Raw genomic sequence first — 26,580 nt, 5'->3', positions numbered from 1 at the left:
TCCTTAAATATCTAGTATTTCTTCTTAAAATTGTATTAAAAATAAGATAATATATTGGATAATGAAAAAAGCTAATACAATTAATTCTTGCTTACCTAAAGAAAATGGTAGTATGGACACTCCATCTACTTTATCCATCCCTTTAGAAATAAGTTCTTTTCTCATACCAAGTACAGTATATTTTTTAATATCCTCTACATTATTATTGTTTTTTAAGATGATACTAAAAATATATCCAAATATCAATGTTATTGTAGCACCTATTGCTGGATTCCACAACCAGCTCACGTTATATTTATTAGAAATAAAAAACCCTAAAACTAATCCTACAATAAAACCAATAGATACTCCTTTATCATGAGCCTTATATGTAAACATTGCTAGTACAAATGCACCTGTAGCTGGTCCAGCAAAGTATGAGATATAGTTACCAACAAGGTCAAGAATTGACTTAATGCTTCCTCCAAACCCCATAATAATGAAACCTGTCATAACAACACCTATAACTATGGTTATAATCATTGTTACTTTTAATGATGATTCTTTACCATCTTTTTTAAAATAAAACTCATAAATATCTTTTGTAAAAACAGTTGTCATACTATTTAATATAGAGTCAATACTAGACATTGCTGCTGCAAACACACCTGCAATAATAATTCCAATCGCTCCTACTGGAAGTTCATTCAAAATAAAAGTAATCATTATTTCATTTGAAGTTTCAAATGCTCTTCCATCATAGAAGACAAATAAAATCACTCCTACCAATAGCATAAAGTAATAAACTAGATTCATAACAAATGCACTGACTACAAAAGAATTTTTTGCACTGTTTAAAGATTTAGATGTTAAAACTCTTTGTACTTGAGCTTGGTCAAAACAGAAGTATCTTATCCACATTATAGTTCCACCAATTAAAGTAGCCCAAAAAGTATTTGTAACTGAGAAATCTGTGCTAAAATCAAATGTATTTAATTTACCACTCTGTTGTGCAATTTGTAGGGTATCAAAAAAGCTAAGATTCATTCCTTTTAAAGCTACAATAATTACTATAAATACAGCACTTATTACTACTAGCATTTGAATACTATCAGTCCATATAACTGCTTTAATTCCCCCTAATAACGTGTATATAATTGATACAAGTACAACAATTGGAACTAAAATATAAAGCGACCAACCAGTAATCATCTGAATAATAAGCACTGGTATATATACCATAGAGCTCGCTTGAATCAATGAATTAATAAAAAATTGAATAATAGTTAACCCTCTTGAATAATTTCCCAAACGAAATCCCATGTATTCATATACAGATGTTATCTTTAATCTATAAATAACTGGGGTGGTAATGCTCAGTGCAAAAAATATTGCTAAAGGTACTGTAATATTAACCATTACTGGATACATCCCATCCATATATGCCCATCCAGGACCACCTATAAAGCCATTTGCACTAATCATAGTAGCTGCAACTGATAAAGCAATCGGAATCCACGGCATTGACCTACCTGCTAAGAAATAATCTTCTTGATTTTTATTATCTTTTCCTGAATAATAACCAATAACTAACATTAACAGCAAATATCCTATTATAATACACACATCAATTGATGAAATCATAAGCCACCCCTTTCTAAGTAACAAAAAAATTTGTCAGTATTTTATTACTTCTTATTTAATGTTTCTGGTAAGAATAACCATACAATAGCACCTGCTACAAATACTGCTATTGATATATAAAAAATAGTTATCATACCTAAAGCACCAGAAGCTGTCCCAGCTATTGCAGGTATTGCAAAGGTAGATATAATTCTTCCTCCATTAAACGACATCCCAGATGACAGTGAGCGATATTTACTTGGGAACAGTTCTGTATAGTATGCTCCCCATGCCCCAGAATATCCAACAGCAAGACCTAACAATACTGATATCATGTAGAATGTTGTTATATTGTCTCCTCCTAATTTTGTATATATAAAAACAAATACTGCTGCTAATGCCATACCTATAAAAGGTACTTTTCTCCCAAATTTATCTGCTATAGAGCCCCAGAATAAATATCCTACTAATTGACCAATTCCTTGTAAACTATATAGAGAACCAGCTACTACTGATGTCATTCCTAGTCCTGTTACTAAGTATGTAGTTGCATTATTTGAAAATGCTGAATATGCTGTAAAATTAGCCCCTGATAAAAGAATTGTTCCTATACCAATCCATAAGTATTTTCCCTTGTACATACTTATATAACTAATTTTTTCGCCAGTTTCTTTTCCCTTTTTAACTAATTCTTTTGTATACTCCAAATCATCTGGTACAAAGAAAATTGCTAAGATACCTCCAACTATAGGTGGTATAATTGCAGTATACATCAATATTTGCCAATTTGGATCACCCAATACTCCATACACTTTTCCACCAAAAATCATAGCTAATGAAAATAAGGCAGTCAATATAGCAGCTAACTTACCACGATATTTACTTGGGAACATATCTGCAACCAAAGGCATAGCTGTTCCAAATACACCACCTAGTACTACTCCTGTGCACAAACGTGCAATTTTCCATAACATGATATTTGTAGGAGACAACATTGGTATAAATGTTGTCAATCCAATTAATAAAGCAACACTAATTAAAGTTCTCTTTTTTCCGATTTTTGTTGAAATCACTCCAAAAATAAACGTTCCTGGAATTGTACCAAAAGACATCACAGCAAATATTTCTTCTGTTTGTTTCAATGAAAAACCAAATCCACCCTCTGCTAGGGCATAAATCATTGTTGGTTTAATAAAAGTACCTACCATAAAGTTGTAGCAATAAAAAAAGTATATTAAAGCAATTGAAAAAAATGCAATTCCTCTTTTTAGGTTTGAATAGTCCTTTCCTAATATGATATCATTTTCTATTCCAACTGTTGTTTTCATATTCTTTATAAATCCCCCTTTTTAATATTAATCATAGTCCATCTAAGAATTTACCCTGTTATTCGTTATATACCATAGTCCATCTAAGAATTTATCCTGTTATTCGTTATATACCATAGTACATCTAAGAATTTATCCATTATTTGCTATATACATCTATTTCTCAAATTTATAAAAAAATACTCATTATATAGATTTCAAGACTATTTATACTCTAATAAACTTACTCTTCCACACCCATATACATTTGCTTTAGAACATCCATGCCATCAAAAGTTATCCATTCTTCCTTTACTTTACCTTGTAATACATGATAATGATTGATTCCCATTACTTCCACAGGCTTTCCAGAAGGTTGTCCAAAGAAACCTATCCCTTCATTTATTCCACGTAATCTCCATCTTACAGATACATCATATCCTTCATTTTTTTCCCTCTGATTGCAGGTTACTCTTTCTACTTCATAACTTCCATTTGGAATTGAAGCAAGTAAACTTACAATCATGCCTTGTATCTCATCATATCCATTTAAATCTTTATCACATATAAAATGGACTACTGCATTATCATGATAGTATTTTTTAACTTCATTTATATATTTATAATTATAAATACGACTTGTCATTTCAAGCATCATTTCACCAACAGACTCATCTTTTGCTTGATACTTAGCTGGCATGAATTGACCATCCATAGATTCACAGATACCATATGTTGATTGTAAACTAAGTACTTTAGATGCACTTGCTTTTGCCATACCTTTTGCTACTTCTTGAGGGTCTAATCCTAATTGAGTGACAATCCATAAATTATCTCTAACTAACCATTCTTCATGAATTCTATTGTTTGTTGTAGCACAATCAATCACAGTTCTAAAGTTTATTTTTCTACCTGTTGCTGGTCCAAAATTACTATCACCTAGATTAGTTGCTGTAGATAAAACACGGTGAGAAGATAAAAAACCATCAGCACCAAAGTTAGACCATATTACATTTTGCCCAATTAATCTTCTATCAGGAAACGCATGTAATGTTTGAAGAGTATTGGAAATAACATCTTTAATACCGACTAAATTAGAAGAACCACAGTGCATTGTAACATTATTGTGATATGTATCATAAATAACCCCTATACCTTTTTCTTCCCAAATATTATGTGTTATTTTCATAATATAATCTACAAAATCCCTATACTTAGAATCAAATCCAGGTATTTCTTGCTCCCTTTTTGTCTGTTTTGAAAAATCATTGTAGTCCATCACTCCAACAGGTGTTACTTCTAGTGAATCTCCATAGTAAATTTTTGTAGACTCCATATTATATTCCCCCTTAAATACAACTTTTTCATTTTTTTCAGTAGTAATATTTATATTAGATTTATCTTCCTCAGTTTTATGTATGCCTGTTTTATTATCAGTAATTTGATTTTTAGTAGTTTTATTATCAGTCGTTTTATTATTATTAATTTGATTTTTAGTAGTTTTATTATCAGTGGTTTCATTATTAGTAATTTGATTTTTAGTAATTTCATTATCAGTAGCTTCATTTTTATCCATATTACTAAAATTAGTTTGATTTACTTTAGATTTATGTTTTCCCTTAACTTTTTCTGATTCAAGCTCACTTATAGAACTTTCTTTTTCTTGCGCTTTTACTATTCCATCATTTTTATTATTGGATGTCATTTTATATTCCTCCACCTCTTTAAGCATACGTATGCATAATTAAGCATTAAAAATACTTTTAGTTCTCTCAAGAATATCAAGACCTTGTTGTTTTAGCCAATAAGGAATATCAATTAGTACCCAGTTTTCTTGAAGCTTATCCCCTTTACGATAATACACATCAACTACCTGCATATCTGCTTTAACCTCACCACCTGGCAATCCTAAAAAACCTCCACATGGTATATTAGTCAAATTAGGCCATCCAAAGAAACAAGCAAAGTTTCCTTCTGCAAATCTACATGCATGTCCATTAAAAGTCTTTCCTTTTAAATTGTTTCTAAATGGTAATTGGTGTTGTTCTTGATATCTAGGTATAGTATAAGAAGCACCAATCCCTCCTGGCCCATACCAAATCATATCTTTAGCCCATGATTTTTCAAGTACTTCTGGAGGACATCCCATAGCACCACTTTCATTTAACTCAGATAAATCATCTACCATTTTATTCACTAATGCCAAAGTTTTCACTCCTTCAATTTCATCAGCATCTTCAAAAAGTAATCCATTATGGTCAATTGGTCCTGGATATACAAAATATGAACCAGTTTGTGGAGGTAATGGATTTACTCCTGCTTGAATCATAAATCCGATTATGTCTACAAATAATCCAGTTTTAGAAATTTTTCCATCCTGTACACAGTTAAATTCTGCATATCTTAAACTAATCATTTTACGAGTATGCTTAATCCCAAGCCAGTCATTATCAAAAAGTCCCATAAAGTGTCCCATACTCATGACCCACTCACTATTGTCAATTTCATTAGTCCCTGCAATAAAGATATCCTGTCTCCTTTGCATATTACTTAATGAATTTTTTAAAGGTTTCCAAAATACATCTGCTACATTTTCAATTCCTTCTTGTTCACGAAATGGATATACACCTTTCCAATTATAGTCTGATTTCATGTATTCATTTAAAACATTCTTAACTCCATCTACATTTGCATTTTCTAATGCTTCGAAGTAGTTTCTTACAACTTGTTTTGAACCTTGATATTTTCCCATAACTATATCCTCCCAAATTTATCAATTTTAAATTTTGCTTATTTTATGCATACGTTATCTATTTTTTCATATTTTAAGCGTTTTCCAGTAATTATTGTGAATACATATGCACTTTTCTAAATATTATCACATCTCTAAAAACTTGTAAAGAAAATGTTATTATAAAGATGTAAATTATTGTATATATTTGCTTAAATATATATATTTCTTATATCTTTTAACAAAAATTATACTTTATCGTTTTATAATATTGCATTTTTTATTTCATCTAATTTTAAAAAATTTGCTTGTTAACTATGTATAGATTAAATCCTCATTTTAAATATTAAAGATTTTAAAACAAAAAAGACAATCAATCTGACTGTCCTTTTTGTTTTAAATTCATATAGTCTAATCAATATGTTTAAACATTTTGATTTACATTTATATAATCTTAAAGCTAATTTTTCTTTTTGATTTAAGTTCATATGCCCTAAGTAATCTGACTACCATTTTTTATTTAAATTCATATAATCTAAACAATCTAACATCCCTTTGTATATAACTTCATACAATTTAATAAACTTAATCTTTCTACCCTTATATAACTTACCTACATTAAAAATCAATAAGTAACCTAATAAAAATATATAAATAAATCTCTAAATATACCTATTAGAATACAATACCTTTGCTTTTTCAGTAAATTCTTTAATAAAATCTGACTTACTATCTGTATAAGCATCACGATTATGCTCATACTTCTTCCATAGATTTAACTTAAGTTCTTCATACTCCTTAGCTACACTTGTATTGTCAATTAAATAATCTCTAAAAAACAACTCATCATTATCACCTGCATACCTTATATGTAAATGAAAAACTCGTTCTTCAAAACCATCTATTGTATATCCTTTATTAAGTGAAATCCTGCTACTACTCTCAGACATACAAACATATCCCATTGATTCAATTAACTTTTTAATCTCTTTTATGCTACAATCATTCATTATCTCAATAAGTATATCAACAATTGGCTTGGCATAGATTGTGCTCACAGCAGTGCTTCCAATATGACTTATTCTAACAATATTTTGCATAGGTAATACCCCAGTTAATCTACATTCTTCTTCTTTGAACCAATCTTTCCAACATTCCTTATGAACAGTTAAAACTATTGGGAACAACTCCCATAATTCTTCTAAAGTCATTTCTTCCAATTGCTTTCTCATAAATATTTCTCCTTATAAACTAATTATTTTAAATACTCTATTTATCCATTTGATTACTATAACTAACACCTTTATAGACAATAATGTATTATACAACTAAAATACCATAATCAAAGAAAATATCTAAAAATATGATTTATATTGTCACAGGTAAGAATAAAACTCTTTATAATCAAAATTACTTAATTTATATAATAAATTAATAAATACTTCTTCATAATTACTTAATGCACAAAAAAACTGATTATCAATTTTATATGCCTAAAACCTCTTTATATGATAATTTTATATATTAATCATCTACATGAATATTAAACTCATATGTTGGTTTTGAATTAGCTCTATTTTCAATAGGTGACTGCTTATGCATTGGATAAATCAATGGATTATAACAGATTGTATCAAATCTAAAATATGTAATAGAAGATAACAAACATAAAATTACCACCATAAAAACACCATTTCTATATCTTTCATTAAACATATTAGACACTCTTTTTCTAATATCTGACTCCTTATGTAAACCAGCCACAAACTTATTTGAATGACTTGAACCTTTCCTCATCGCACTTATTATAGTAAGCGCATAGTCCTGTCTCTCCTCTACAGTACGGTTCTTTAAAACCCTTTCATCACAATAAAATTCGCAATCCAAATCTATAAACTTCTCCATTATATATATAAAAGGATTAAACCAATAAACACATTTTAAAAATAGCACCAAATACTTAACATAAAGGTCTTTACTCTTAAAATGCATAAGCTCATGTCTAAATATCCAATCCAGCTCCTTTAATGTATAATCATAAGGAGGTAAAATGACACTTGAATTAAAAAACACTGGTGTTTCAACTTCATAAGAATATTTAAGTTGTATCTTTTTATTTATACTAAGCTCCTTTAATAAATTCTCATAAAGATTTTTTATCTCATTATCCTCAACATCATAGGATAAATCATTTATAAAAATTTTAATCTTAATGTATCTACAACTAATATAAACCAAATATACTATTATACTAGCAATCCAAATAAATAATAAAATACTGTTTTTCGAAGTAAAGATAGTATTAAAATTTTCTAAATACACCTTACTAATAGTATATTGATATTCACTCCTATTAAATGTAAAAGTATAGTATGTAAATGGTAGTAATAACTTAATAATCACAATCAACCAAACATAATAATTAAATCTTTTGCTAAACCTTTTAAATATAGTCATTCTAAAACTCAATAGGATAACTATACACAAATCACTTAATACAACAGTCCTAAGAATATCATTCAAAATCAAATTCATATAGCCACCTCTCTTCTTTTAAATCTAGAATAACTAAATACGTCAATATAAGTCAATCTTATCTGTACAATACTTGAATTTCTAAAAAATCATGTCTTATTTATAAGATATAAAAAATGAATACATACTCTAAATTAAAATTATAAGATTTCTAAAATAACCCTCTTAATTATGTTATTTTAAGTCATCATTAGAACCATCCATTTGTCTGCACACAAATATGGCGGAAAATCAAAAGACTTCCGCCACTACATTGATATAGAATATTATTCTCTATCATTTATTTAGCATTTTTTTCAAATACGCAACATCTATTAAATTTACTGTTTCAAACTTCCCCTTGTAAAATAATGCGAAGTTATTAAAAACACAAGGTAATTCCTTTGATTTTTGTAATGTGTCTATTTGAATAAATGAAGCTGGAACATCATGTGTTGTGCAATAATCTCTTAATCGTTCAATATTTTGATAGATAAATGGACATTGCATATCATAATAAATAGTTAGTTCCTCACTCTCGATTTCACACGATTTTGCATTTTGCTTGAACACTGGTGTTGTTCCGTCAAAAGAAAGTGCAAGTAGCTCATATCCATTATCAGTAGTATCGACGACCTCGAATCCAAATTTTTTCGCAAATGATTGGTCTGAAAGCCATGCTTTTTGTTTTTTTGCCCCAAGCATACAAACGCCAGATTTTCCATTCTTTTTAGCATCTTCCACACAATACTCCATTAACGATTTCGCATACCCTTTTCCTTTATAATCACCCAATACCCATAAGCAATAGATATAATAATAGTTATCGCCAGTAATTGGAACCCATGCAGTCTCAAGGGGTGCATACTCAATAAATACAGTCCCTTTGACATTCAATTTTCTAAAGGTATGCCCTTCTCTTAATCTTTCAGAAATCCATTGCTTTTTGGCTTCAATACCTTGATGTAGCTTTCTTGTACGGATAATACAACATAAATGTTCATTGGCAAGATTTTCTACTGTCAAGTTTACAAATTCATCACACATACTTAAATCTTCCTTTTTCTAAATTTATTTTTTTAGTTCAATAAACTTTAATTTACTATTTCAATAAAATGTAATCTACCATTTTACATACAATCAATTTATTTTTCAAACTCTTTACATCTAAAATCCTACACTTTCATTTTCTCATACCACTCAATAACTAACTCTTTACTCAATTTAATATTATCACTTATCTATAAAATATGGGAAGTATTCTCTTTACACAAATTCTCCATCCTATCATACACAACACCACTGTCTCTCTCATCTGTCATAGTCACAATTATATCACTTGGCTTAAGAATAGTTTTCCCTCTAGGAATAATCTCTTCGCCACCTCTTTGAATAGCTACCAGAAGACAATTCTCTGGCCATTGTATATCCTGAATTTTTTTGTTTGCAACAGGAGAACCAAACATAACAGAAAACTGGTCTAGTATCTTTTCTCCCCTCTCTTTAGGAGCAGGTTCTCCATTTTTCTCAAGTAATCGCTCCAAAAGACTTTCATAAATAGGTTTTGATTTCATAAGAGTAGCCACAATATATGCCACAATCGAAATTACAGATAGTGAAAGCATTTGACTAACAGAACCCGTCATTTCAAAAATTAATATAATACCAGTCAAAGGTGCACGTACAATAGCTGTAAAATATCCTGCCATAGCCAAAAGCACAAAATTATTTATATAATCTGGGTTCATTCCAAAAACCTTAACACCTATCATTCCAAATATTCCACCTATAAATGCTCCTAAAACAAGCAACGGAAAAAAGATGCCACCTGGTGCACCTGACCCAAAACTAACAGCTGAAAATATAAAGCGTACGACAAAAATCAAAACAACCATCCCAAAAAGATATTCATGACTTGTAAGTGACTCCACCAAATTGTGCCCACTTCCTAGCACTTGAGGCATCATAAGTCCAAGAATACCAGCCATACTGAATGGAATCATCAGTTTACCAAATGTACCGATTTTAGGAATCTTTTTATATAAAGACTGCACATATAAAGTAAACCAGTTATAAAATGCTCCCATAACTCCAAGAATCACACCTAGAATCACTATCAATCCATAATAATTCTGTGGCAATACATGACCAATGTCAAACTGGAACACAGACTCAATCCCTAGAAAATTAGCTGAGATATAATCTGCCGTCAAAGATGCTGTCATCACAGAAATTAAAACAGACACTGAAAAGTTCTTATGAACTTCTTCAAGTGAAAACATAACACCTGCTAATGGTGCATGAAATGCTGCTGACAATCCAGCACTTGCCCCACAGGTTAACAGAAATTTTTCCTCTGTCTTACCTCTATCAAGCGCTCTAGAGATACCTTTCCCTGCCATAGCACCAAGCTGAATAGAAGGTCCTTCTCTTCCCAATGCAAGACCTCCCATAAGTGCCAAAAATCCTCCAATAAATTTAGTTGGCAACACACGCCACCATACCTGCTTGATTTTTCCTGTCATTTCTCCCTCAAGCTGAGGAATACCACTTCCAGAAATCATTGGCTCTAAGTCTACAAGCTTTGCTACAATCCAAGCAAGTAGTGCAAGCACTGCAAACCAAGCTATTATTTTTATTGTAGAACCTTCTACAAACGTCAAAATTTGGCTAAGCCAGATACCAGCTCGCCCCAAAAGTATCCTATATAAAAGTACAATCAAACCAGCCACAGCACCAACTATCAGTCCTTCTCCAATCAAAATTACCTGAAAGTTCTCTGCCCGTTTGATAACATGAGATGTATCTTTTTTCATGCTTTTCCTCCTTCTCCCAATAATTCTGTACAATATCAACAAATATAGCTCTTAATTCACTAAATATATAATCTTTATTATTTACTCTTTATATTTAATAAATATAACTAAATGATACTATAATGCAAATACTAAATGATTATTGATATATGATTTCATTGCATTTACTACTGAATCAATAATACAATACATTTTTGGAAAAATAAAGGAAAGTCTTATTTTAATTTTGCTTATTCTTACTACTATTCCTCAAACTTCTTTATACAAATAGTAGCATTATGCCCACCAAATCCTAATGAATTAGAAATAGTGTATTTCACTTCTTTCTCAATTCCACCATTAACAACATAATTCAAATCACAATCTGGGTCAAAATTCTTATAACCTACAGTCATAGGAACAAAATTATCATCTATAGCTTTTACACAAACTATTGCTTCCAATGCCCCTGCTGCTCCCAACAAATGCCCTGTCATTGACTTTGTAGAACTTATAAGTACATCGTTAGCTGAATCTTTTAATGCCAGTTTTATCGCATTCGTCTCGTATTTATCATTAATTGGAGTAGAAGTACCATGAGCATTAATATAATCAATCTCACTTGGATTAATTCCACCCTCATTACATGCAATCAAGATAGCCTGACAAGCTGCTTCTCCTGTAGGGTCTGGACTAGTAATATGGTATGCATCTTCTGTAGCACCATACCCGATTACCTCTGCATAAATCTTTGCATTTCTTTTCTTTGCATTTTCTAAACTCTCTAGTATTAAAATAGCTCCTCCCTCACCCATGACAAATCCATTTCTATCTTTATCAAAAGGAATTGATGCTCTGTCAGGGTCGTCACTATCACTCAATGCTTTCATATTATTGAATCCAGCTAATGTAAATTCAGTTATAGCTGCTTCAGAACCACCAGCTACACAGACATCTAATCTTCCACATTTAATAGCCTCAAATGCTTCCCCTATTGTATGAGTAGATGTCGCACAAGCAGATACTAAAGCATAATTGATTCCCTTAAATCCATATTTAATAGCAATCGTTCCAGCAGCCATATTTGAGATTAGCATTGGTATCGTAAATGGTGAAACTCGTCTACTTCCCTTCTCAATAAATTTTCCATATTCACTTTCCAAAGTATTTATTCCACCTATCCCACTACCAACTATAACTCCTATACGATAAGGGTCTAATTCCTTAAAATCAGTTCCACAGTCAGAAATAGCCTGTCTTGTAGCTTCTACTGCATATTGGCAATACAAGTCATTATGTCTAAGTTCCTTCTTAGAGAATGATAATAAAGGATTAAAACCTTTTACTTGCCCTGCTACTTTTACAGGAAAATCTTTAGTATCAAACCTATCTATCATCTGTATACCATGATTACCTGCTTTTACATTACTCCAAAATTCTTCAATATTATTTCCTATAGGGGATACTATTCCAATCCCAGTGATTACTACTCTATTCATCTTTACTCTCCTTTTCACTATACTCTTTATACATATTGCCCCATTCAAACAGAGAAACTAATATAGGTCGTAAAGTCATCCCTAATTCAGTCAAAGAATATTCAACTTTAGGTGGAAATTGTTCATATACTTCACGATGCACTAGACCATCTTCTTCCATACTTTTTAGATTTTGAGACAACATTTTTTGACTTATATTATCAATTGATTCACTTAATTCTCCAAAACGTTTTTTATCTCTTATTAATTCTCTTAATATCAAAAACTTCCATTTGTCACCTATCATTTGTAGCGTTATTTCTACTGGACAAGCAGGTAAATATTTTTCCATATTCTCCTCCTTAATTAGCTCGAAATCATATACTTACTTTTAGTAAGTATTATATTCTATCATAATTATCATGTCAAGTTGACATATTTTAATTCTTAAATTTTTTATATTTATTTAATTATTTATAAGACTAATTTATATATAAAGAGATTGATTTATTTTATTTCATACAAAAAGAAGATGCCTCATAAACTAAAAGCTCATTTTGAAGCACCTTCCTTTTATTATTTTATTAGAACTGATGTTTACATTCTGTAAACTCGTAAACATCCATTAGTGCTTCACCAAATCTTTGATAATGCACTACTTCTCTCTCACCTAAAAATCTTAAGATATCCTTCAAATCTGGGTCATCAGTTAAATTTATTAATTGATAGTACGTAGCCAATGCTTTTTGTTCAGCAGCCATATCCTCATGTAAATCAGTTACAGCATCGCCAAAGACATTAATATAACTTGTAGTAAAGTTTACTCCATTAGAATCAACTGGCTGAAGACCATGTCCAAAAGTAGCATAATTAGTTCCAAGTCCAGCAGCTTTAAGCTCTTCTGGAGTACAGCTACTTATTAATTGATATAACATTGAAGAAATTATCTCAACATGAGCCATTTCTTCTGTACCTATATCAGTTAAAAGTGCACGAGATTTTCCTGTTGGCATAGTGTATCTTTGTTGAAGATATCTAGTTGCAGCTGCCAGCTCACCATTAGGTCCTCCCAACTGAGTCATTATATATTTTGCCATTCTAGGGTCTGCTTGTCTTATGTTAACTGGATGTTCCAGTGTTTTTTGGTAAATCCACATATTATCTTACTCCTCCTTAATATATTTAATAGTAAATCTAATCTTAATACTGTATAATTTTATTTATAAAATGACTTATCCCATGGCCAAGGCTCTGATACCCATGACCAAGGATATTCACTTGATTCATAACCAAAATTAATTAATGCCCCATACTTAGACTCATAATCACACATAGCTTGTGTAAATTTATCGCAGTATCTACTGTATGAATCAAGAGCTTCCTCATCTCTTGGATTGTTATCCAAATATAAATTTAATTCTATACAAGCAAATTGATATTCTGAAATTCTCTCTAAAAGTTCTCTTCTATTTAATGACATTAGTACATACTACCCCCTTTTTTCTCTCTAACTCTATTTTTAGGATTTTTATATAACCAATCATTGTAGTTATTTGACTCTATTAAATCCAACTCAGGAAATAAAGTACCTCTTATTAATGCTGTTTTTGGATTGTATGTGTCATCATAAATTTGACGATTAATGTATGGTCTAGCAAATTCATAACAATAATCTTGTTTATCCTCTTTTAAATATTCCATTAATTATCCTCCTTAATTTTTCGAATTTTAAAATAGTATTATTTTTAATAATTTTATACTTGTGTTATATTATAATCAGTGGTTTTAATAGAACTTTAACAGAAATAAACGAGTATCTTTTTTGTTCCTCTTTTATTCTTAAAATTTGTCTACTCAACTAATTTTGTATAAATATTCATTCTAAATAATCAGTATAGAATTTATACAATTTCTTATAACACAATTACTATTTACTATATAATATTTATTTCTCGTCAAAATGTTACTTTTTATTACTTAAATCCTTATAAACAGATATTTTAATGCTATTTTTTCTATCAAATAAATTATTTTTAAAATTTATCAAACCTTATATTTTTATTTTATAAAATCTAAATCTAGCTTAAATAAAACAAGTCTATTTATTTTATAATTTTATTTAGTTGCATTATAAAAGCATGCTTCATATATGATTTTAATAATTACATTTTCATTATCTAGTCTTAAAATTCATATCTTCATATATAGTATTAAGACTTCTATATTCATGTATGGTATTAGCATTTATACAAATATAATATTAAGACTTCTACATTCATATGTGATATTAACATTTATACAAATATAGTATTAAGACTTCTACATTCGTATATGATATTAGCATTTATACAAATATAATATTAAGACTTCTACGTTCATATATGGTATTAGCATTTATACAAATATCGTATTAAGACTTCTACATTCATATATGGTATTAACATTTATACAAATAAAAAAGAGGCTATCTCAAAATATAGATAAGCCTCTTTTTCATTATTAAAATGATGAAAATATATTTAATTTCATAAAAAAAAGAGTGTCTCATGAACCAAAAAATTCATTTTGAGACAACCCTTTCTCTGTATTTATATATAAACTTAAAACTCTTAATTTTTAATGTATACTTTTAATTTTCTTACATATTATCAGAATCAGACGGAATCCATGAATTATTAAACTCTTTATCCTTAAACAAATAAGATAATCCAGTTATTTGCTTTAATCTAAGAATTTCATCAATCTCCATACCTAGATGCTTTGATATCCATTCATCAGATTTTCCAATTTCACACAGTTCAGTTATAATACTACTCATTAAATCCACATTATGTGAGCCCCTTGCACGATTATGTCGAATAGTACTTGCCATTCTCTCATCAAGAGATTTATCAATTATTGAAACAGGAAGAAGTCCATTCTCTCTATCATAGATATCCTTATTTTCAAGCATTACTCTATAACGATGGAAACCATCTACAATAACATACTTGTCTTTTTCCTGATTATAATAACAAACAATTGGCATTGTATACCCATCTTCTTTAATACTTTTATATAACAACTGCATTTCTGGTGGGGCTACTGTATTTGGATTATAGTCGTTAGATTCTATCTTTTCAATGGGTACTGCAATGATTCCATATACGGGACTTTTCTGTTTCATAGCACCTTAACTCCTATCTCATGAATTTTTTCATATTTTTTCTTAATATATTCTGTCCTAACTCTTTGTTCTTTTGTAGGACTAAATCCCATAAATTTACACATATGGTCATTTTTTAAAATACAATAGCACATTCTCTTCCAACTTGGAATATCTTTGGTAAACTTGATATCATCTGTATCATCAGGTATATCACCTAAAAATTTAACTCTAATTTTTTTATCTTTTGTATAATTTGAAACTCCATTTAATTCTATTTTATATCCTTTCATTATCAATTCATGTATAACGATTTCTGGCAAGCCTCCTCCTCTATTGTGCCAAAAATCAATAGATGTTGAAAATTTCTTAATATAATTTTTTCTTATATTTTCAGGTAAAGTGTCAAGTAAAAAATAAGTGAAGCTTTTCCAAGTATGTCCATCTGGCAATGAAATACTTCGGTACCCCATAGCTTTTGTTTTTCCATAAATAGAGGTGAAATTGACTCCTTGTACTCTAGCAACCAATTTCATCCATACATCTGGGTCCAATACCCTATATAAATTTAGACTATCCTTCGCTGAATCATTAAATGGAGATGCTACTCTCATACTTCTTGGAGCTACACCAGCTTTATAAAATAAATCATAAATTTTATTGTAATCATAGTTGAACTTATAGTTAGCTAGCCAAACATCTTCTATTTCCCAATCATATATAGGAGATGCTGTCCATACATTTTTAAATTGATTCGTTATCCAGCACTTTCCTTTATATCCATGCTGTTTATTTACAATAGCACAGTAGCGTTGTAATGATTCCGACGCTCTTGTTCCTAATAAACAAGCAACTTTTGCACCTTTATGCTTGTCCCTCATCCATCTGCCAAATTGTTTTGCCAAACTTTCTTGCCTCATCTTATATTTATAATAGACAAATGGGTTATTTTCTTGATTTATTATGTATTCTTTGACTGGCATTTTTCTTACCCATAACTCTTCTTTCTCATCATCCCATGGATACCAAAACATTTCATAATTTCCTACAGCCGTTCTTGTGGCCATCGGCAAACACACCCAATATGGCTCAATATCTTCAAGATTCTCTTCAAATGTTTTTTCAACATACTCAGTTGTCATACTGTATTGAGCTTCAAAATCCTGATGAAATACTCCAATTTTGGAACTTATATTATGCTTTCTCTTATAATCCAAAACTAAATTCAATAATAAACCACTATCTTTTCCTCCACTGAAAGACACATAGACATAATCAAATTCACTGAAAATATAAGAAAGTCTATCTTGAAAAGCTTCAAACACATTGGATTTTAAGTATCTTTTATCCATTTGAATTCTCCCCTTTCAATTAGAAGTTTATAAAACCTTACACCGTAGTATTATGCTTTTTTAGCGATAATTAACATAAATTCTACAGTATTTAAATACATAAATCCAACAAATACATATAATTATAATATAATTTTACTTTTATATTATAAACTCTATTTTATCATTCTTTTACATTATTTTCCAACAAATATAAATATAATATTTTCTAGCCATCAATATTATTATTAATATTAACTACTTTGTATTTTATACATATCATATAGACAATACTTACAAAACATGACAGACTGTTGTCATAATTACTTTGTTATACTAGTTATCATAATTACTTTGTTATACTAAAAGTAAAAATAAGATACTTTATGAAAATGTATATAAAAAATAGCCCTCAGCTTACTTACAAACTTAACAAGGACTTAAACTTATACTATAAATTATCACTAGGATATTAATTCTAATTACAAATTACATGTTTAGGGAGTGAAATCTAATGTACGAACGTATGCTTGAAAAAAACAATAAACCTAGCTTGTCTCAAATAATTGAATACATGGGTAAAGATGGGTATACACGCTTGTGCAAAAATTTTTACCTCACCCACCTCCAGATGAAAATGATGGTGGTGCTGAAGTACTTGATATGTACGGGTATACTTGGTATTTGAGTACATAGACAAAACAAAAAACCTACAACTAATAAATATAATGTAACTCAGACAAATTTAAATTTAATACTTTAATATGAGCCGTTAGTCCAACAATGTTAACGGCTTTTTTCATATTTATAAAAGAAGAAAACAGAATTTTTTTATCCATATTTCATGATATAAAAAAACTCTAAAAACATAAAATAAATTAACATAAATGGCATCAATAATGATAAACCATAAATCATCATTCTTTGGTGCTTTCTATTATACAATAACTCCCAAATACTGATTGACAAAATAACTAACCCTAATTATAATTAAACTACCAGTTTAATTAATTTTAAGGAAGGATTATATCATGGGAAGAAGAAAAAAAGAACCAAGAAGTGTACATCGTGAAAACATTGCTTCATCAGCCCAAACTTTATTTATGAAAAAAGGGATTGAGGCTACTTCAATGGATGATATTGCAAAAGAAGCTGGCTATAGTAAAGCTACCATATATGTATATTTCAAAAACAAAGAAGAAATTGTAGGTGTACTAGTACTTGAAAGCATGAAAAAACTACATACATACATTACCCACTCTTTAGAAGAACAAGAAAGTACGAGAGCAAGATATGATTTTATCTGCAATTCTCTACTAAGATACCAAGAAGAATTTCCATTTTACTTCAAAATAGCTCTTGACGAAATAAACATTGACTTTGAAAATACAGACTATTTACCTGAAGAAAAAGAAACTTTCCGTGTTGGTGAGGAAATCAACGATAAAATAAAGCAATTTGTAAGTTATGGTATCCTATCAGGCGAGCTTAGAGACGATATTAAAATTATGCCTACTATTTTTTCATTTTGGGGAATGTTATCTGGTTTGATACAAACAGCAACTAATAAAGAAGCTTATATAAAACAAGAACTCAAACTCTCTAAAGAAGAATTTCTAAAATATGGATTTGACACACTCTATCGCTCTATCTCAAAATAATTCCATCATCAAATAAGTGATTATATATATTAAAAATAAAGAAATACAAATATTTTAACTAAAAAATTGAGAGGTATTAAAATGAAAATTAAAAGTAAAAAAATCATTTATCGTACTATTGTTGTTGTTTTATTGATAGGTTTTATATGTTTTGGAATCTATATGAAACGAGTACATGACTATCAACAGACAGTAAAGAATATGACCTTTGAAAATATAAAGCTTTCTGATGTTAAAGATGGAACTTATATTGGGAATTGCAATGTAAATCTTATCTCTGCTAAGGTAGAAGTTGTTGTAAACAGTGGTAAAATTACAAACATCAATATATTGGAACATAAAAATGAAAGAGGTCAAAAAGCTGAGAAAGTCATTGATGAAGTACTCAATGAGCAAAAAATAGATGTAGATGCTATATCAGGTGCTACAAACTCAAGCAAAGTTATAAAAAAAGCAATAGAAGATGCACTTAAACAAGGGTTAATCAAGTAAGTGCATCTTGTTGTGTATGTTGTGTGTAGATATACCATATTTCTACAATAGAATCAAAAATAGTAAATTAATTTAGAGGTGATGTTTAACATTACCGAAAAGTTTACCTTTAATGAATATGTTATAAAATATTCTAAGAATAATTATAATTTTGCAAATCTATCAATAATCATTATTATTGAGTTTTAAGTTTTTGAAATGGATATCAAGAATTTTCTAAAATAGAAAATAAATATAGAAAATTTGTATCATCTACATAAGAGCTACTATATTAAAAAAAGCACTTTTAAACAAAATATTTAAAAGTGCTTTTATAAATTTCTTCAAGGTCGTTTCACATTTTTTAGACTTATTTTACTTCTCTTAATTTCTTTAACTTAATTTGACTTCCTTAGACTTATTTTACTTTTCTTAATTTCTCTAACTTACTTTGACTTCCTTAGACTTATTTTACTTCTTCAAATTTTTCATACCTATTTAAAGACTATTCCTCAACTGTATTTTTAACTAATCTTTGCTCATAACATCTTAACTCATTTTGCTTTAGATAATTAAATTCAGACTCTACATAAATACCACACCCTACAAATTCAATCGTCAAGTCAGGTATATTTGCTTTTAATATACTAGTCTGCTCATAAATAATTCTTTCCAACAAATCAGCCTGTAATATTGAAAAATGCTTCATAATCTCTCCATCATTATCTATATCTTTCTTGATTTCAGACCAATTTTTTGCTAAAACACCTTTCAAATCAACATATCCAAGACTTTTCAATATATCTATACTCTCACTCCATGCGTATTTACTAGATGTATTAAAATACGATTCTAGTTTCTTCTTCTGTTCATTCGTCAATAAATCATAAGAAAGTTTTTTATTAAAATGAGACTTCAAAGAAACCTTAGCCATAGAGTATGGGCTTCTCCCAGAATTTAATCCTGCATTCTTGAACTTTTCTATTCCTTTATCTTCTACTGAAGACCATATTGAGTTTATTGAGTCTGAATCATTGTACTTAACATCAAGACCATGTGTGATATCAATATAGTTTTGTGGAAATACATATTGATAATAGACGTCTTTTCTATCATCATACAGTGAAAAATATCCACTATCGTATAAACGCATATGCACGTTTACTTTTGCACTATCATCTAAAATATTTCGTCTAAGATTAGGTATATTAGCATAAATAGTTACATATTTCATAGCATCAAAGTTTTGATTTACTGGAATCTCAAAGTTAATTTCCTCCCCAGTCAAAAGCTTCTTCACTTCTTCTTCACTACAAGTATATAAAGAATATGTATTTTCAAATCCTACTTTACTCTTTCCACCTAAACTTCCTACCAATGGTACTTTTAGAATATGATTATCTGTTCTTTGCCATTGATAAGTATCTTGGTCTAGAAAATCTTTAATCTGTCTATTTTGCTCTTTAGCTTGATTTACAACCTCATTTTCATCTTCTGTAATCCCTACATGGCATCTATTTAAGATATTTACTATATTACTTCCAAATGGGAATGTCCACAATTGAAAAGCAGCTGCCTCTAGCTGACATAAGTATCTAACTTGATTTAATTCAATTTGATGAATAAGTTTTTTCTGATATTCATTCATTTGATTACCACTATCCGACATTTGATAAATTAATTCTCCCATTGCAAGGTTATCTTTTTTCTTGTCAATCTTATCAGTAATGATAATCTGAGTTTCCATTATATCTTGTACCTTTTTAAATATTCCAGAAATCTCTGCTGAGTTTTCCATTTTTAGACCTTCAAATTTTGTAATTAACTCAGTTAAAACTTCCTTCATCTTTAACTTACTTATCTCATTTTGGAAAATATCTTGATTTTTAACTGTACTCTGAACCTCCCATGACTAAAGTCACAGGGTTCCTGTTTCATAGAATCTTGCATACTGAAATATGTCTTACCAATTCTCCACAGGCTATCCCCGTAGTTCCTACGGTTCTTACATAAGTTATTTATTTTAAACTGTTATTAGTCTTAGTCCTTCTTTTAGTATATTTATACTTGCATTTATATCTCTATCGTGAGTTTCATTACAACAAGGACAAATCCATTCTCTTATACTTAAATTCTTCATTTCCTCGTTTTTGTACCCACATTTATTGCATATTTGTGAACTTGCAAAGAATTTACCTACCCTTACAATTTGTCTACCATACCAATTAGCCTTATATTCTAATTGACGAACAAATTCTGACCATGACACATCAGAAATTAAGCGAGATAGTTTACTATTTCTAGTCATATTCTTTACTTGTAAATCCTCTATGCAAATAATATCATTCTCTTGTATTAATTTAGTAGATAGTTTTTGTAGAAAATCCTTCCTTTGATTAGCTATATGTTCTTGAAGTCTTGCAACTTTTAATCTTGCTTTATTTCTATTTAAACTACCAATTGTTTTTCTCGATAGTTTTCTTTGTGATTTAGCAAGTCTATTTAATGACTTCTTAAGATACTTAGGATTTTCTATAAAGTCTCCACAACTTGAGATACAAAATTCTTTAATTCCTAAATCTAAACCTATCTGATTATTAGTATTTTCAAATGCTTTAATATCTATATCAGTACAACATAATGATACATAATATTTACCACTTGGTTCTTTGGATATAGTAGCATTAAGTATTCTTCCTTGAGGTATTTGTTTATCCCTTACTTTAACCATACCAAGTTTAGGTAATTTTATATATTGACTACAGTACATAATATTTCCATTTGTAAAGTTAGTTCTATATGAAAATCTATTAGTTTTTTTTGATTTAAATTTAGGAAATCCTGTATTTTCCTTAAAGAATTTTTTATATGCGTTTTCTAAATCTTTTAAGGTGTTTTGTAGTGAAAATTTATCAGGTTCTTTAAGCCACTCTAATTCTTTTTTTAAATTGGTCAAATCAGAACTGCACTGTTTATAAGTAAAAGTTTCTTTATCGCTTTCATAAACTTCTATTTTTTTAGCAAGATATTTATTATATACAAATCTACAACATCCAAAAGTTTTGTTAATTAACTCTTGCTGTTTTTTATTTGGATACATTCTAAACTTATATGCTTTTTCCACTACTATCACCTCACTTTACTTGTTTTTCTGATTTTTCCACCCATCCTAATATTAACAAGTGCAATTTTTTTAAACAAGTATTTTAAAGGTTTTTATATTTATTTTTAAATAACATATGTAAGAACCGTAAGTCCTAACTTTTATCATTTTTGAGGTTGTCGTTCACATAAGTTCGCTACTACCTATGCAGTTCTCTTATGAACTTCTTACACTTTCATGTAAGCACAGACTATATCTTATCCTTCGGCGTTATCCGTTAAGGTCTACCCACTTCCACTACCAATGGCTTGTAGTGTACTTCCCTCAAGAGGAATAGTCGTTGAAGTTTCTCCTACTTAGGAGCTTACCTGCTGATTGCCCATTTTAAAGTACTTAGGGTTTAACCTTATACCATCTAACCAATTTTTTCTACTTTCGTAACTTTCACACTTAGGTTTATTTCATCCTTATGTTTTAGTTTGGTTAGCTTTAGGGGTTTCCAGCAATTCAAGTAGTATTGGATAGGTTCTATCCTATCTCTACATATAAGTTTCCCTATATGCTGACTATTTTAGCTACTAACTCACGACTAAAGTCACAAGTGTGCGTAGCTATTTTTTAATCAAATTTTTCTACAAATGGCGCAATAGATTCTTTAAAAGTTTTATCTTTAAACTCTACCATCTGAGTATTTAATTCATCCAATTTTTTAATATTATTTTCTTTATCCTTAATTGCATCTTTTACAACCTCTATCTTACTTTCAAAACTAGACTTTACATTAAGACAATTATTAACACCGCTAATTGCTGTATTAACAAGAGAACAAGCAGAACTACCAATACTTAAGGCATTTTTAATAGCAGCTGTCTTTTGTTGTCTTTCAACAGCTTGTTTGCTCTTTTCTAGTGCAGCTAATTTATCTTTTTGTTGTTTATTGCTATAATTTGCTTCTAGCATGCCTATTTGTTTCTTCTCAATTTTTGTGTAGATTTCTTTATATTCGTCTTCACTTAATCCATTTCTTGCCGCTTGAATATCACTATCTCTTTCTGCATATGCAGGATTATCTACAGACTTAACTATAATATCTTTAATCTGGTCAAACTTCTCTCTTTTTCCTTCATCAACACCTGCTAAGTTATGTGTCATTTTTTCTAAAACATTCTTTCTATCATCCTTCAATTGAGCTCCAAGAACAACATTAATACCCTCAGAACTTAATTTAAAATCTGAGAACTCAACCATTCTGTTAGTCCAGTTATATTCTTCTTCTTTAGCTGAAAGATTTTCACTCAAAGATTTTGCACTATCAAATGCCCCTAAACAAGCTTGACCAATGCCACTAAATGCTGTTAATAAGCTCAACGCACTCTGTATCCCTGAAAGAATTAACTGTGTTTTCATCTGTTCCTCAAGTTTTTTCTGTTTCTCTTTTAGTTTCTCTATATCTTCTTTTTCATCTTCTTTTATCTTTAGAATCTCTTGAATCAATAGATTCATTTTTGCAGAAACAGAAATCATTTTATTCTCAAGTTCATTTCTTAAAACTTCTATTTGCTGATTTCCAGATTCAATTTGAGTCAGTATACCTTCTTTATATGTGTTGAAATATCCCTCTTTTAATTTGTCCTTCTGCCCTTGTTCCAATTCTTTTAAGGTCTTATCTAGGTAATTTGTTAAAGCACGAATATCGGTAACACGATTTCCTCCAATTTCATTTTCCTCTATCATTTGCACATAGAACGCAGTCTTTTGCTCAAGTGCAAATAAAATCATACTCCATTCACTAAAATTCTGTTTTTCTGCTACAAAAGATTCTATTTTATCAGACTGCATCAATTTATTTATAAGATATTCATAAATCTCTTTTGCCTCTTGATAAAATTCTTTCTTTATATTCATATCTTCTATAGAAAGTGGTTCTTTCTTTTTGCTCTCAAATTTAAAGTACTTTTGAAGTATTTCTTTATTTAACTGCATCTCTACTTTCTCAACGGCATGAAAAATCTCATAAATATGTGAAAGTTCTAAAATATCAGCTTCTAAGATTCCTACAGCACATAACAGTTTAAGGTTTCTATATCCCTTACTTCCAGTAAAACCAAATCTATCAAAGAACTCATAGAAGAACATATCCATTGATAAAGAATACTCTTGCTTTAATAATTCCTTTTCTTTTAGTGCATTTCCAAAACGCCCTTCTTTTCCCTCTGCTCCATCTGAACCTGAATCTTCACGTTTGCTAATTTTCCAATCTTTATGTTTTTCATAAAGAGCATTTAGTTTTACTCCATCATCTGCTACCTCTGTTGAGTCTGAGGCGTAACTTAATACATATCTATCAAAATAATAATAGTTTCTATCACTATAATCGCCCCCTTCTCCACGTCTTATTGTTTCTTCATATATTCCTCTAATTCCTCCAAGACCTCCAGAGCCTCCTTTTCCTCCAGAACCTCCTTTTCCTGCCATACCATGATGTCCATCTTTTGTACTTATAGCACCTTTTAGTACAGATGCTTTTCCAAGAAGATAAATCTGTCCAGATTTACTTCCAAGACCAGCATTTCCACCGTCTCCACCTGTACCTCCAATTCCACCCTGTTTTCCTTTTTCTGCTTTTATCACAAAATATTTTGTATCGTTATCGTTAGCAAATTCTTTCAACTCTTTTTCAGAACCTATCTTTGCATTTGCTCCAATTTCTCCTGTTATTCCTGTCTCTCCTATTTTTCCATCTTGCCCATTTCCACCTAGTCCACCATCTACATAAAGTTTAAGTTCTCCCTTTTTTTCTATCTCTTTAAAAGATAATAAAATGTCACCTGCAGTTCCTGCATTATTACCATCTCTTCCATTCATTCCATTATAAATAGTGTCTTCTCCAGTCAATTGCTCTGCATCTTTACCAGATACATTAATTGAATGAGTTCCTTCTGGTATACATAATTTTTTTGCTAACAATACAATGTTTTTACCTGAGAAAACTTCTTTTTCCATATTACAATCGATTTTTATCTCACAATCTCCATACATATATATAGACGATAAAATATTAAGTTGATAACCAGATATTATTTCAGTTAAATCTGATAAATTCACCTTAGGTATAGGTATATACATGGAAAGTATATTTTCTTTATCATATGATTTTATATATGTACAACTTCTAATCTTATCTCTTCTATATTCTGCATCTTCAAGCTTTTTGGCCTCTTCTTTCTTATTTTCCTCTTCTATTATCCAGTATCTAATATCCCTTAATGCATCTTCTAATGTATTCTTTAGTAATGATTTTAATAGCTCGCTTAAGCCAACAATGTGAGTTTCACTACAATAACTATTTAGTTCTAAGAGAAGGCGTACTTCTTCTAATAGATTAACTTTTTGTAATCCGTCACCATATGAAAGTTCCTGTACAAACTCCATAAGTTCTCTAATATTAGCTACTTTACTACATAGATTTGTATACATACTCTCCAACTGTGATTCTGTATCTTTTAGACTTTTTATAGAAGGTAAAATGGAAATAGAGTCTTCTATACCTTTTTTTACACTTTGTATATAAGGAACTAAAAGTTTTTCTATCTCATTATATGTTACATCAACAGCTTTTTGTATTTCTATTTTACAAGAAGCAGTAAGCATCAAGCCCATATCTGTCTTTTCAAAATTTCCAGGAAGATTTTTCATTTTATCTAATAATACTTCTGGCTTTTTATCCAGTGGATTACACAGTTTGATAGATATATTGTCTGATAAGATTACATTTAATAGATATACTAGCTCCTTGTAACCATCATAATCTTTCTCTTGACTGTCTAGGTCTTTTTTTACTTTCTTCAATATAGCTCTTATTTTCTCTTCAGTTACTTTATCACTGAGTGACTTAGGTATTTTATTAATAAGGAAGAAAAAATTTTCTTTATACTTTGTATAATCATTAAACATATCTTTTAAGTTTTTAGCTGTTTCTATTAATAGTGTATGTCTAGAATCAAGTAGAGACTGGTAGTCTAAAATAACTACCATTCCTTTCACCTTTGAAGATGTAAAGATAGTTTCTCTTACAAGCATTGCTCCTGCAATCATATATTCTGGTCCACGATTATCAAAAAATCCTGGACAATCACATAATGAAAAGTCTCTATTTGTAACATCTACAACTTCTGGGCATAACGTCTTAGAGTATACACCATTACCAATTTCAACAGCTGAATCTTTTGCAGTAATATATACTTGTCCAGTTTCTGCATCTGTTTTTTCTTCCATTTCACAACCTTTTAAATAATTGATACAAGTACTCTTTCCAACACCTGAAGCGCCTAAGAATAATAAAATTGATTTTTCTTTTAAGTTATATTTTTCAAGTGTGTCCCTTCCCTCTTCCAAAAGGTTTACGATTCCACTATAAAGTTTATTTGCCATATATCCATCCC

General features: G+C 29.7%; 20 protein-coding genes. 2 read left to right on the top strand and 18 right to left on the bottom strand.

Going from position 1 to position 26,580, the window contains the following annotated elements:
• Nucleotides 1-24: 24 nt before the first annotated feature.
• The 15 genes from ACTG46_RS03355 to ACTG46_RS03285 form a co-directional block, all read right to left on the bottom strand.
• On the bottom strand, nucleotides 25-1,623 hold the full coding sequence (locus tag ACTG46_RS03355) for a sodium:solute symporter family protein (RefSeq protein ID WP_054269130.1): 1,599 nt from the start codon (nucleotides 1,621-1,623) through the stop codon (nucleotides 25-27).
• Between the two features lie 44 nt (nucleotides 1,624-1,667).
• The gene (locus ACTG46_RS03350; protein ID WP_479923607.1) at nucleotides 1,668-2,930 is read right to left on the bottom strand and encodes an MFS transporter; all 1,263 of its coding nucleotides are present in this window, start codon (nucleotides 2,928-2,930) and stop codon (nucleotides 1,668-1,670) included.
• 223 nt (nucleotides 2,931-3,153) lie between these two features.
• Nucleotides 3,154-4,614, bottom strand: coding sequence for an ester cyclase (locus ACTG46_RS03345; RefSeq protein WP_479923606.1), 1,461 nt, complete (start codon nucleotides 4,612-4,614; stop codon nucleotides 3,154-3,156).
• A gap of 39 nt (nucleotides 4,615-4,653) precedes the next feature.
• Nucleotides 4,654-5,661 (bottom strand): nuclear transport factor 2 family protein, encoded by a 1,008-nt coding sequence (locus ACTG46_RS03340; protein WP_054269128.1) that lies wholly within the window; start codon nucleotides 5,659-5,661, stop codon nucleotides 4,654-4,656.
• A 641-nt stretch (nucleotides 5,662-6,302) separates the two neighbouring features.
• On the bottom strand, nucleotides 6,303-6,872 hold the full coding sequence (locus tag ACTG46_RS03335; RefSeq protein ID WP_054275862.1) for a GrpB family protein: 570 nt from the start codon (nucleotides 6,870-6,872) through the stop codon (nucleotides 6,303-6,305).
• A 292-nt stretch (nucleotides 6,873-7,164) separates the two neighbouring features.
• A complete protein-coding gene (locus ACTG46_RS03330) occupies nucleotides 7,165-8,175 on the bottom strand; it encodes a M56 family metallopeptidase (protein ID WP_479923605.1) in 1,011 nt (336 codons plus the stop codon).
• 276 nt (nucleotides 8,176-8,451) lie between these two features.
• Complete coding sequence (locus tag ACTG46_RS03325; RefSeq protein ID WP_479923604.1) at nucleotides 8,452-9,201, bottom strand: GNAT family N-acetyltransferase; 750 nt, start codon at nucleotides 9,199-9,201, stop codon at nucleotides 8,452-8,454.
• 194 nt (nucleotides 9,202-9,395) lie between these two features.
• On the bottom strand, nucleotides 9,396-10,970 hold the full coding sequence (locus tag ACTG46_RS03320; RefSeq protein ID WP_479923603.1) for a ClC family H(+)/Cl(-) exchange transporter: 1,575 nt from the start codon (nucleotides 10,968-10,970) through the stop codon (nucleotides 9,396-9,398).
• Between the two features lie 242 nt (nucleotides 10,971-11,212).
• A complete protein-coding gene (gene fabF, locus ACTG46_RS03315; protein ID WP_054269124.1) occupies nucleotides 11,213-12,448 on the bottom strand; it encodes a beta-ketoacyl-ACP synthase II in 1,236 nt (411 codons plus the stop codon).
• Nucleotides 12,441-12,779, bottom strand: a complete 339-nt coding sequence (locus tag ACTG46_RS03310; protein ID WP_219673752.1) for a winged helix-turn-helix transcriptional regulator — start codon at nucleotides 12,777-12,779, stop codon at nucleotides 12,441-12,443. The genes fabF and ACTG46_RS03310 overlap by 8 nt, the downstream gene beginning before the upstream one ends.
• A 232-nt stretch (nucleotides 12,780-13,011) precedes the next feature.
• Nucleotides 13,012-13,584, bottom strand: coding sequence for a manganese catalase family protein (locus ACTG46_RS03305; protein ID WP_054269122.1), 573 nt, complete (start codon nucleotides 13,582-13,584; stop codon nucleotides 13,012-13,014).
• Nucleotides 13,585-13,643: 59 nt separating this feature from the next.
• Complete coding sequence (locus ACTG46_RS03300; RefSeq protein ID WP_054269121.1) at nucleotides 13,644-13,907, bottom strand: spore coat protein CotJB; 264 nt, start codon at nucleotides 13,905-13,907, stop codon at nucleotides 13,644-13,646.
• On the bottom strand, nucleotides 13,907-14,128 hold the full coding sequence (locus ACTG46_RS03295) for a spore coat associated protein CotJA (RefSeq protein WP_479923602.1): 222 nt from the start codon (nucleotides 14,126-14,128) through the stop codon (nucleotides 13,907-13,909). Before ACTG46_RS03295 ends, ACTG46_RS03300 begins: the two co-directional genes overlap by 1 nt.
• Nucleotides 14,129-15,065: 937 nt before the next feature.
• On the bottom strand, nucleotides 15,066-15,593 hold the full coding sequence (locus tag ACTG46_RS03290; RefSeq protein WP_074179088.1) for an IbrB-like domain-containing protein: 528 nt from the start codon (nucleotides 15,591-15,593) through the stop codon (nucleotides 15,066-15,068).
• Nucleotides 15,590-16,924 (bottom strand): phosphoadenosine phosphosulfate reductase, encoded by a 1,335-nt coding sequence (locus ACTG46_RS03285; RefSeq protein WP_223152721.1) that lies wholly within the window; start codon nucleotides 16,922-16,924, stop codon nucleotides 15,590-15,592. Before ACTG46_RS03285 ends, ACTG46_RS03290 begins: the two co-directional genes overlap by 4 nt.
• Nucleotides 16,925-17,934: 1,010 nt before the next feature.
• On the opposite strand from ACTG46_RS03285, the gene ACTG46_RS03280 reads away from it, so the two are divergent.
• Both ACTG46_RS03280 and ACTG46_RS03275 read left to right on the top strand, forming a co-directional pair.
• On the top strand, nucleotides 17,935-18,564 hold the full coding sequence (locus ACTG46_RS03280; protein ID WP_479923601.1) for a TetR/AcrR family transcriptional regulator: 630 nt from the start codon (nucleotides 17,935-17,937) through the stop codon (nucleotides 18,562-18,564).
• Between the two features lie 81 nt (nucleotides 18,565-18,645).
• The gene (locus ACTG46_RS03275; protein ID WP_054269115.1) at nucleotides 18,646-19,056 is read left to right on the top strand and encodes an FMN-binding protein; all 411 of its coding nucleotides are present in this window, start codon (nucleotides 18,646-18,648) and stop codon (nucleotides 19,054-19,056) included.
• A 484-nt stretch (nucleotides 19,057-19,540) separates the two neighbouring features.
• Here the strand turns inward: ACTG46_RS03275 and ACTG46_RS03270 are convergent, their stop codons facing one another.
• From ACTG46_RS03270 to ACTG46_RS03260, 3 genes are all read right to left on the bottom strand, one after another.
• A complete protein-coding gene (locus ACTG46_RS03270; RefSeq protein WP_479923600.1) occupies nucleotides 19,541-20,881 on the bottom strand; it encodes a hypothetical protein in 1,341 nt (446 codons plus the stop codon).
• A 177-nt stretch (nucleotides 20,882-21,058) separates the two neighbouring features.
• Nucleotides 21,059-22,168, bottom strand: coding sequence for an IS200/IS605 family element RNA-guided endonuclease TnpB (tnpB, locus tag ACTG46_RS03265; protein ID WP_479923599.1), 1,110 nt, complete (start codon nucleotides 22,166-22,168; stop codon nucleotides 21,059-21,061).
• Nucleotides 22,169-22,756: 588 nt separating this feature from the next.
• Nucleotides 22,757-26,569, bottom strand: a complete 3,813-nt coding sequence (locus ACTG46_RS03260) for a GTPase domain-containing protein (RefSeq protein WP_479923598.1) — start codon at nucleotides 26,567-26,569, stop codon at nucleotides 22,757-22,759.
• Nucleotides 26,570-26,580: the final 11 nt, after the last annotated feature.

The organism is Clostridioides sp. LIBA-7678 (assembly GCF_056716065.1).
Note: the sequence above shows the minus strand (reverse complement) of the source record. Positions and strands in the feature narration are given on the sequence as shown.

What these genes read in the sequence shown, in the direction of transcription:
- ACTG46_RS03355 (WP_054269130.1), bottom strand. Translation starts at nt 1,623, where the DNA reads ATGATTTCATCAATTGATGTGTGTATTATAATAGGATATTTGCTGTTA.
- ACTG46_RS03350 (WP_479923607.1), bottom strand. Translation starts at nt 2,930, where the DNA reads ATGAAAACAACAGTTGGAATAGAAAATGATATCATATTAGGAAAGGAC.
- ACTG46_RS03345 (WP_479923606.1), bottom strand. Translation starts at nt 4,614, where the DNA reads ATGACATCCAATAATAAAAATGATGGAATAGTAAAAGCGCAAGAAAAA.
- ACTG46_RS03340 (WP_054269128.1), bottom strand. Translation starts at nt 5,661, where the DNA reads ATGGGAAAATATCAAGGTTCAAAACAAGTTGTAAGAAACTACTTCGAA.
- ACTG46_RS03335 (WP_054275862.1), bottom strand. Translation starts at nt 6,872, where the DNA reads ATGAGAAAGCAATTGGAAGAAATGACTTTAGAAGAATTATGGGAGTTG.
- ACTG46_RS03330 (WP_479923605.1), bottom strand. Translation starts at nt 8,175, where the DNA reads ATGAATTTGATTTTGAATGATATTCTTAGGACTGTTGTATTAAGTGAT.
- ACTG46_RS03325 (WP_479923604.1), bottom strand. Translation starts at nt 9,201, where the DNA reads ATGTGTGATGAATTTGTAAACTTGACAGTAGAAAATCTTGCCAATGAA.
- ACTG46_RS03320 (WP_479923603.1), bottom strand. Translation starts at nt 10,970, where the DNA reads ATGAAAAAAGATACATCTCATGTTATCAAACGGGCAGAGAACTTTCAG.
- fabF (WP_054269124.1), bottom strand. Translation starts at nt 12,448, where the DNA reads ATGAATAGAGTAGTAATCACTGGGATTGGAATAGTATCCCCTATAGGA.
- ACTG46_RS03310 (WP_219673752.1), bottom strand. Translation starts at nt 12,779, where the DNA reads ATGGAAAAATATTTACCTGCTTGTCCAGTAGAAATAACGCTACAAATG.
- ACTG46_RS03305 (WP_054269122.1), bottom strand. Translation starts at nt 13,584, where the DNA reads ATGTGGATTTACCAAAAAACACTGGAACATCCAGTTAACATAAGACAA.
- ACTG46_RS03300 (WP_054269121.1), bottom strand. Translation starts at nt 13,907, where the DNA reads ATGTCATTAAATAGAAGAGAACTTTTAGAGAGAATTTCAGAATATCAA.
- ACTG46_RS03295 (WP_479923602.1), bottom strand. Translation starts at nt 14,128, where the DNA reads ATGGAATATTTAAAAGAGGATAAACAAGATTATTGTTATGAATTTGCT.
- ACTG46_RS03290 (WP_074179088.1), bottom strand. Translation starts at nt 15,593, where the DNA reads ATGAAACAGAAAAGTCCCGTATATGGAATCATTGCAGTACCCATTGAA.
- ACTG46_RS03285 (WP_223152721.1), bottom strand. Translation starts at nt 16,924, where the DNA reads ATGGATAAAAGATACTTAAAATCCAATGTGTTTGAAGCTTTTCAAGAT.
- ACTG46_RS03280 (WP_479923601.1), top strand. Translation starts at nt 17,935, where the DNA reads ATGGGAAGAAGAAAAAAAGAACCAAGAAGTGTACATCGTGAAAACATT.
- ACTG46_RS03275 (WP_054269115.1), top strand. Translation starts at nt 18,646, where the DNA reads ATGAAAATTAAAAGTAAAAAAATCATTTATCGTACTATTGTTGTTGTT.
- ACTG46_RS03270 (WP_479923600.1), bottom strand. Translation starts at nt 20,881, where the DNA reads ATGAAGGAAGTTTTAACTGAGTTAATTACAAAATTTGAAGGTCTAAAA.
- ACTG46_RS03260 (WP_479923598.1), bottom strand. Translation starts at nt 26,569, where the DNA reads ATGGCAAATAAACTTTATAGTGGAATCGTAAACCTTTTGGAAGAGGGA.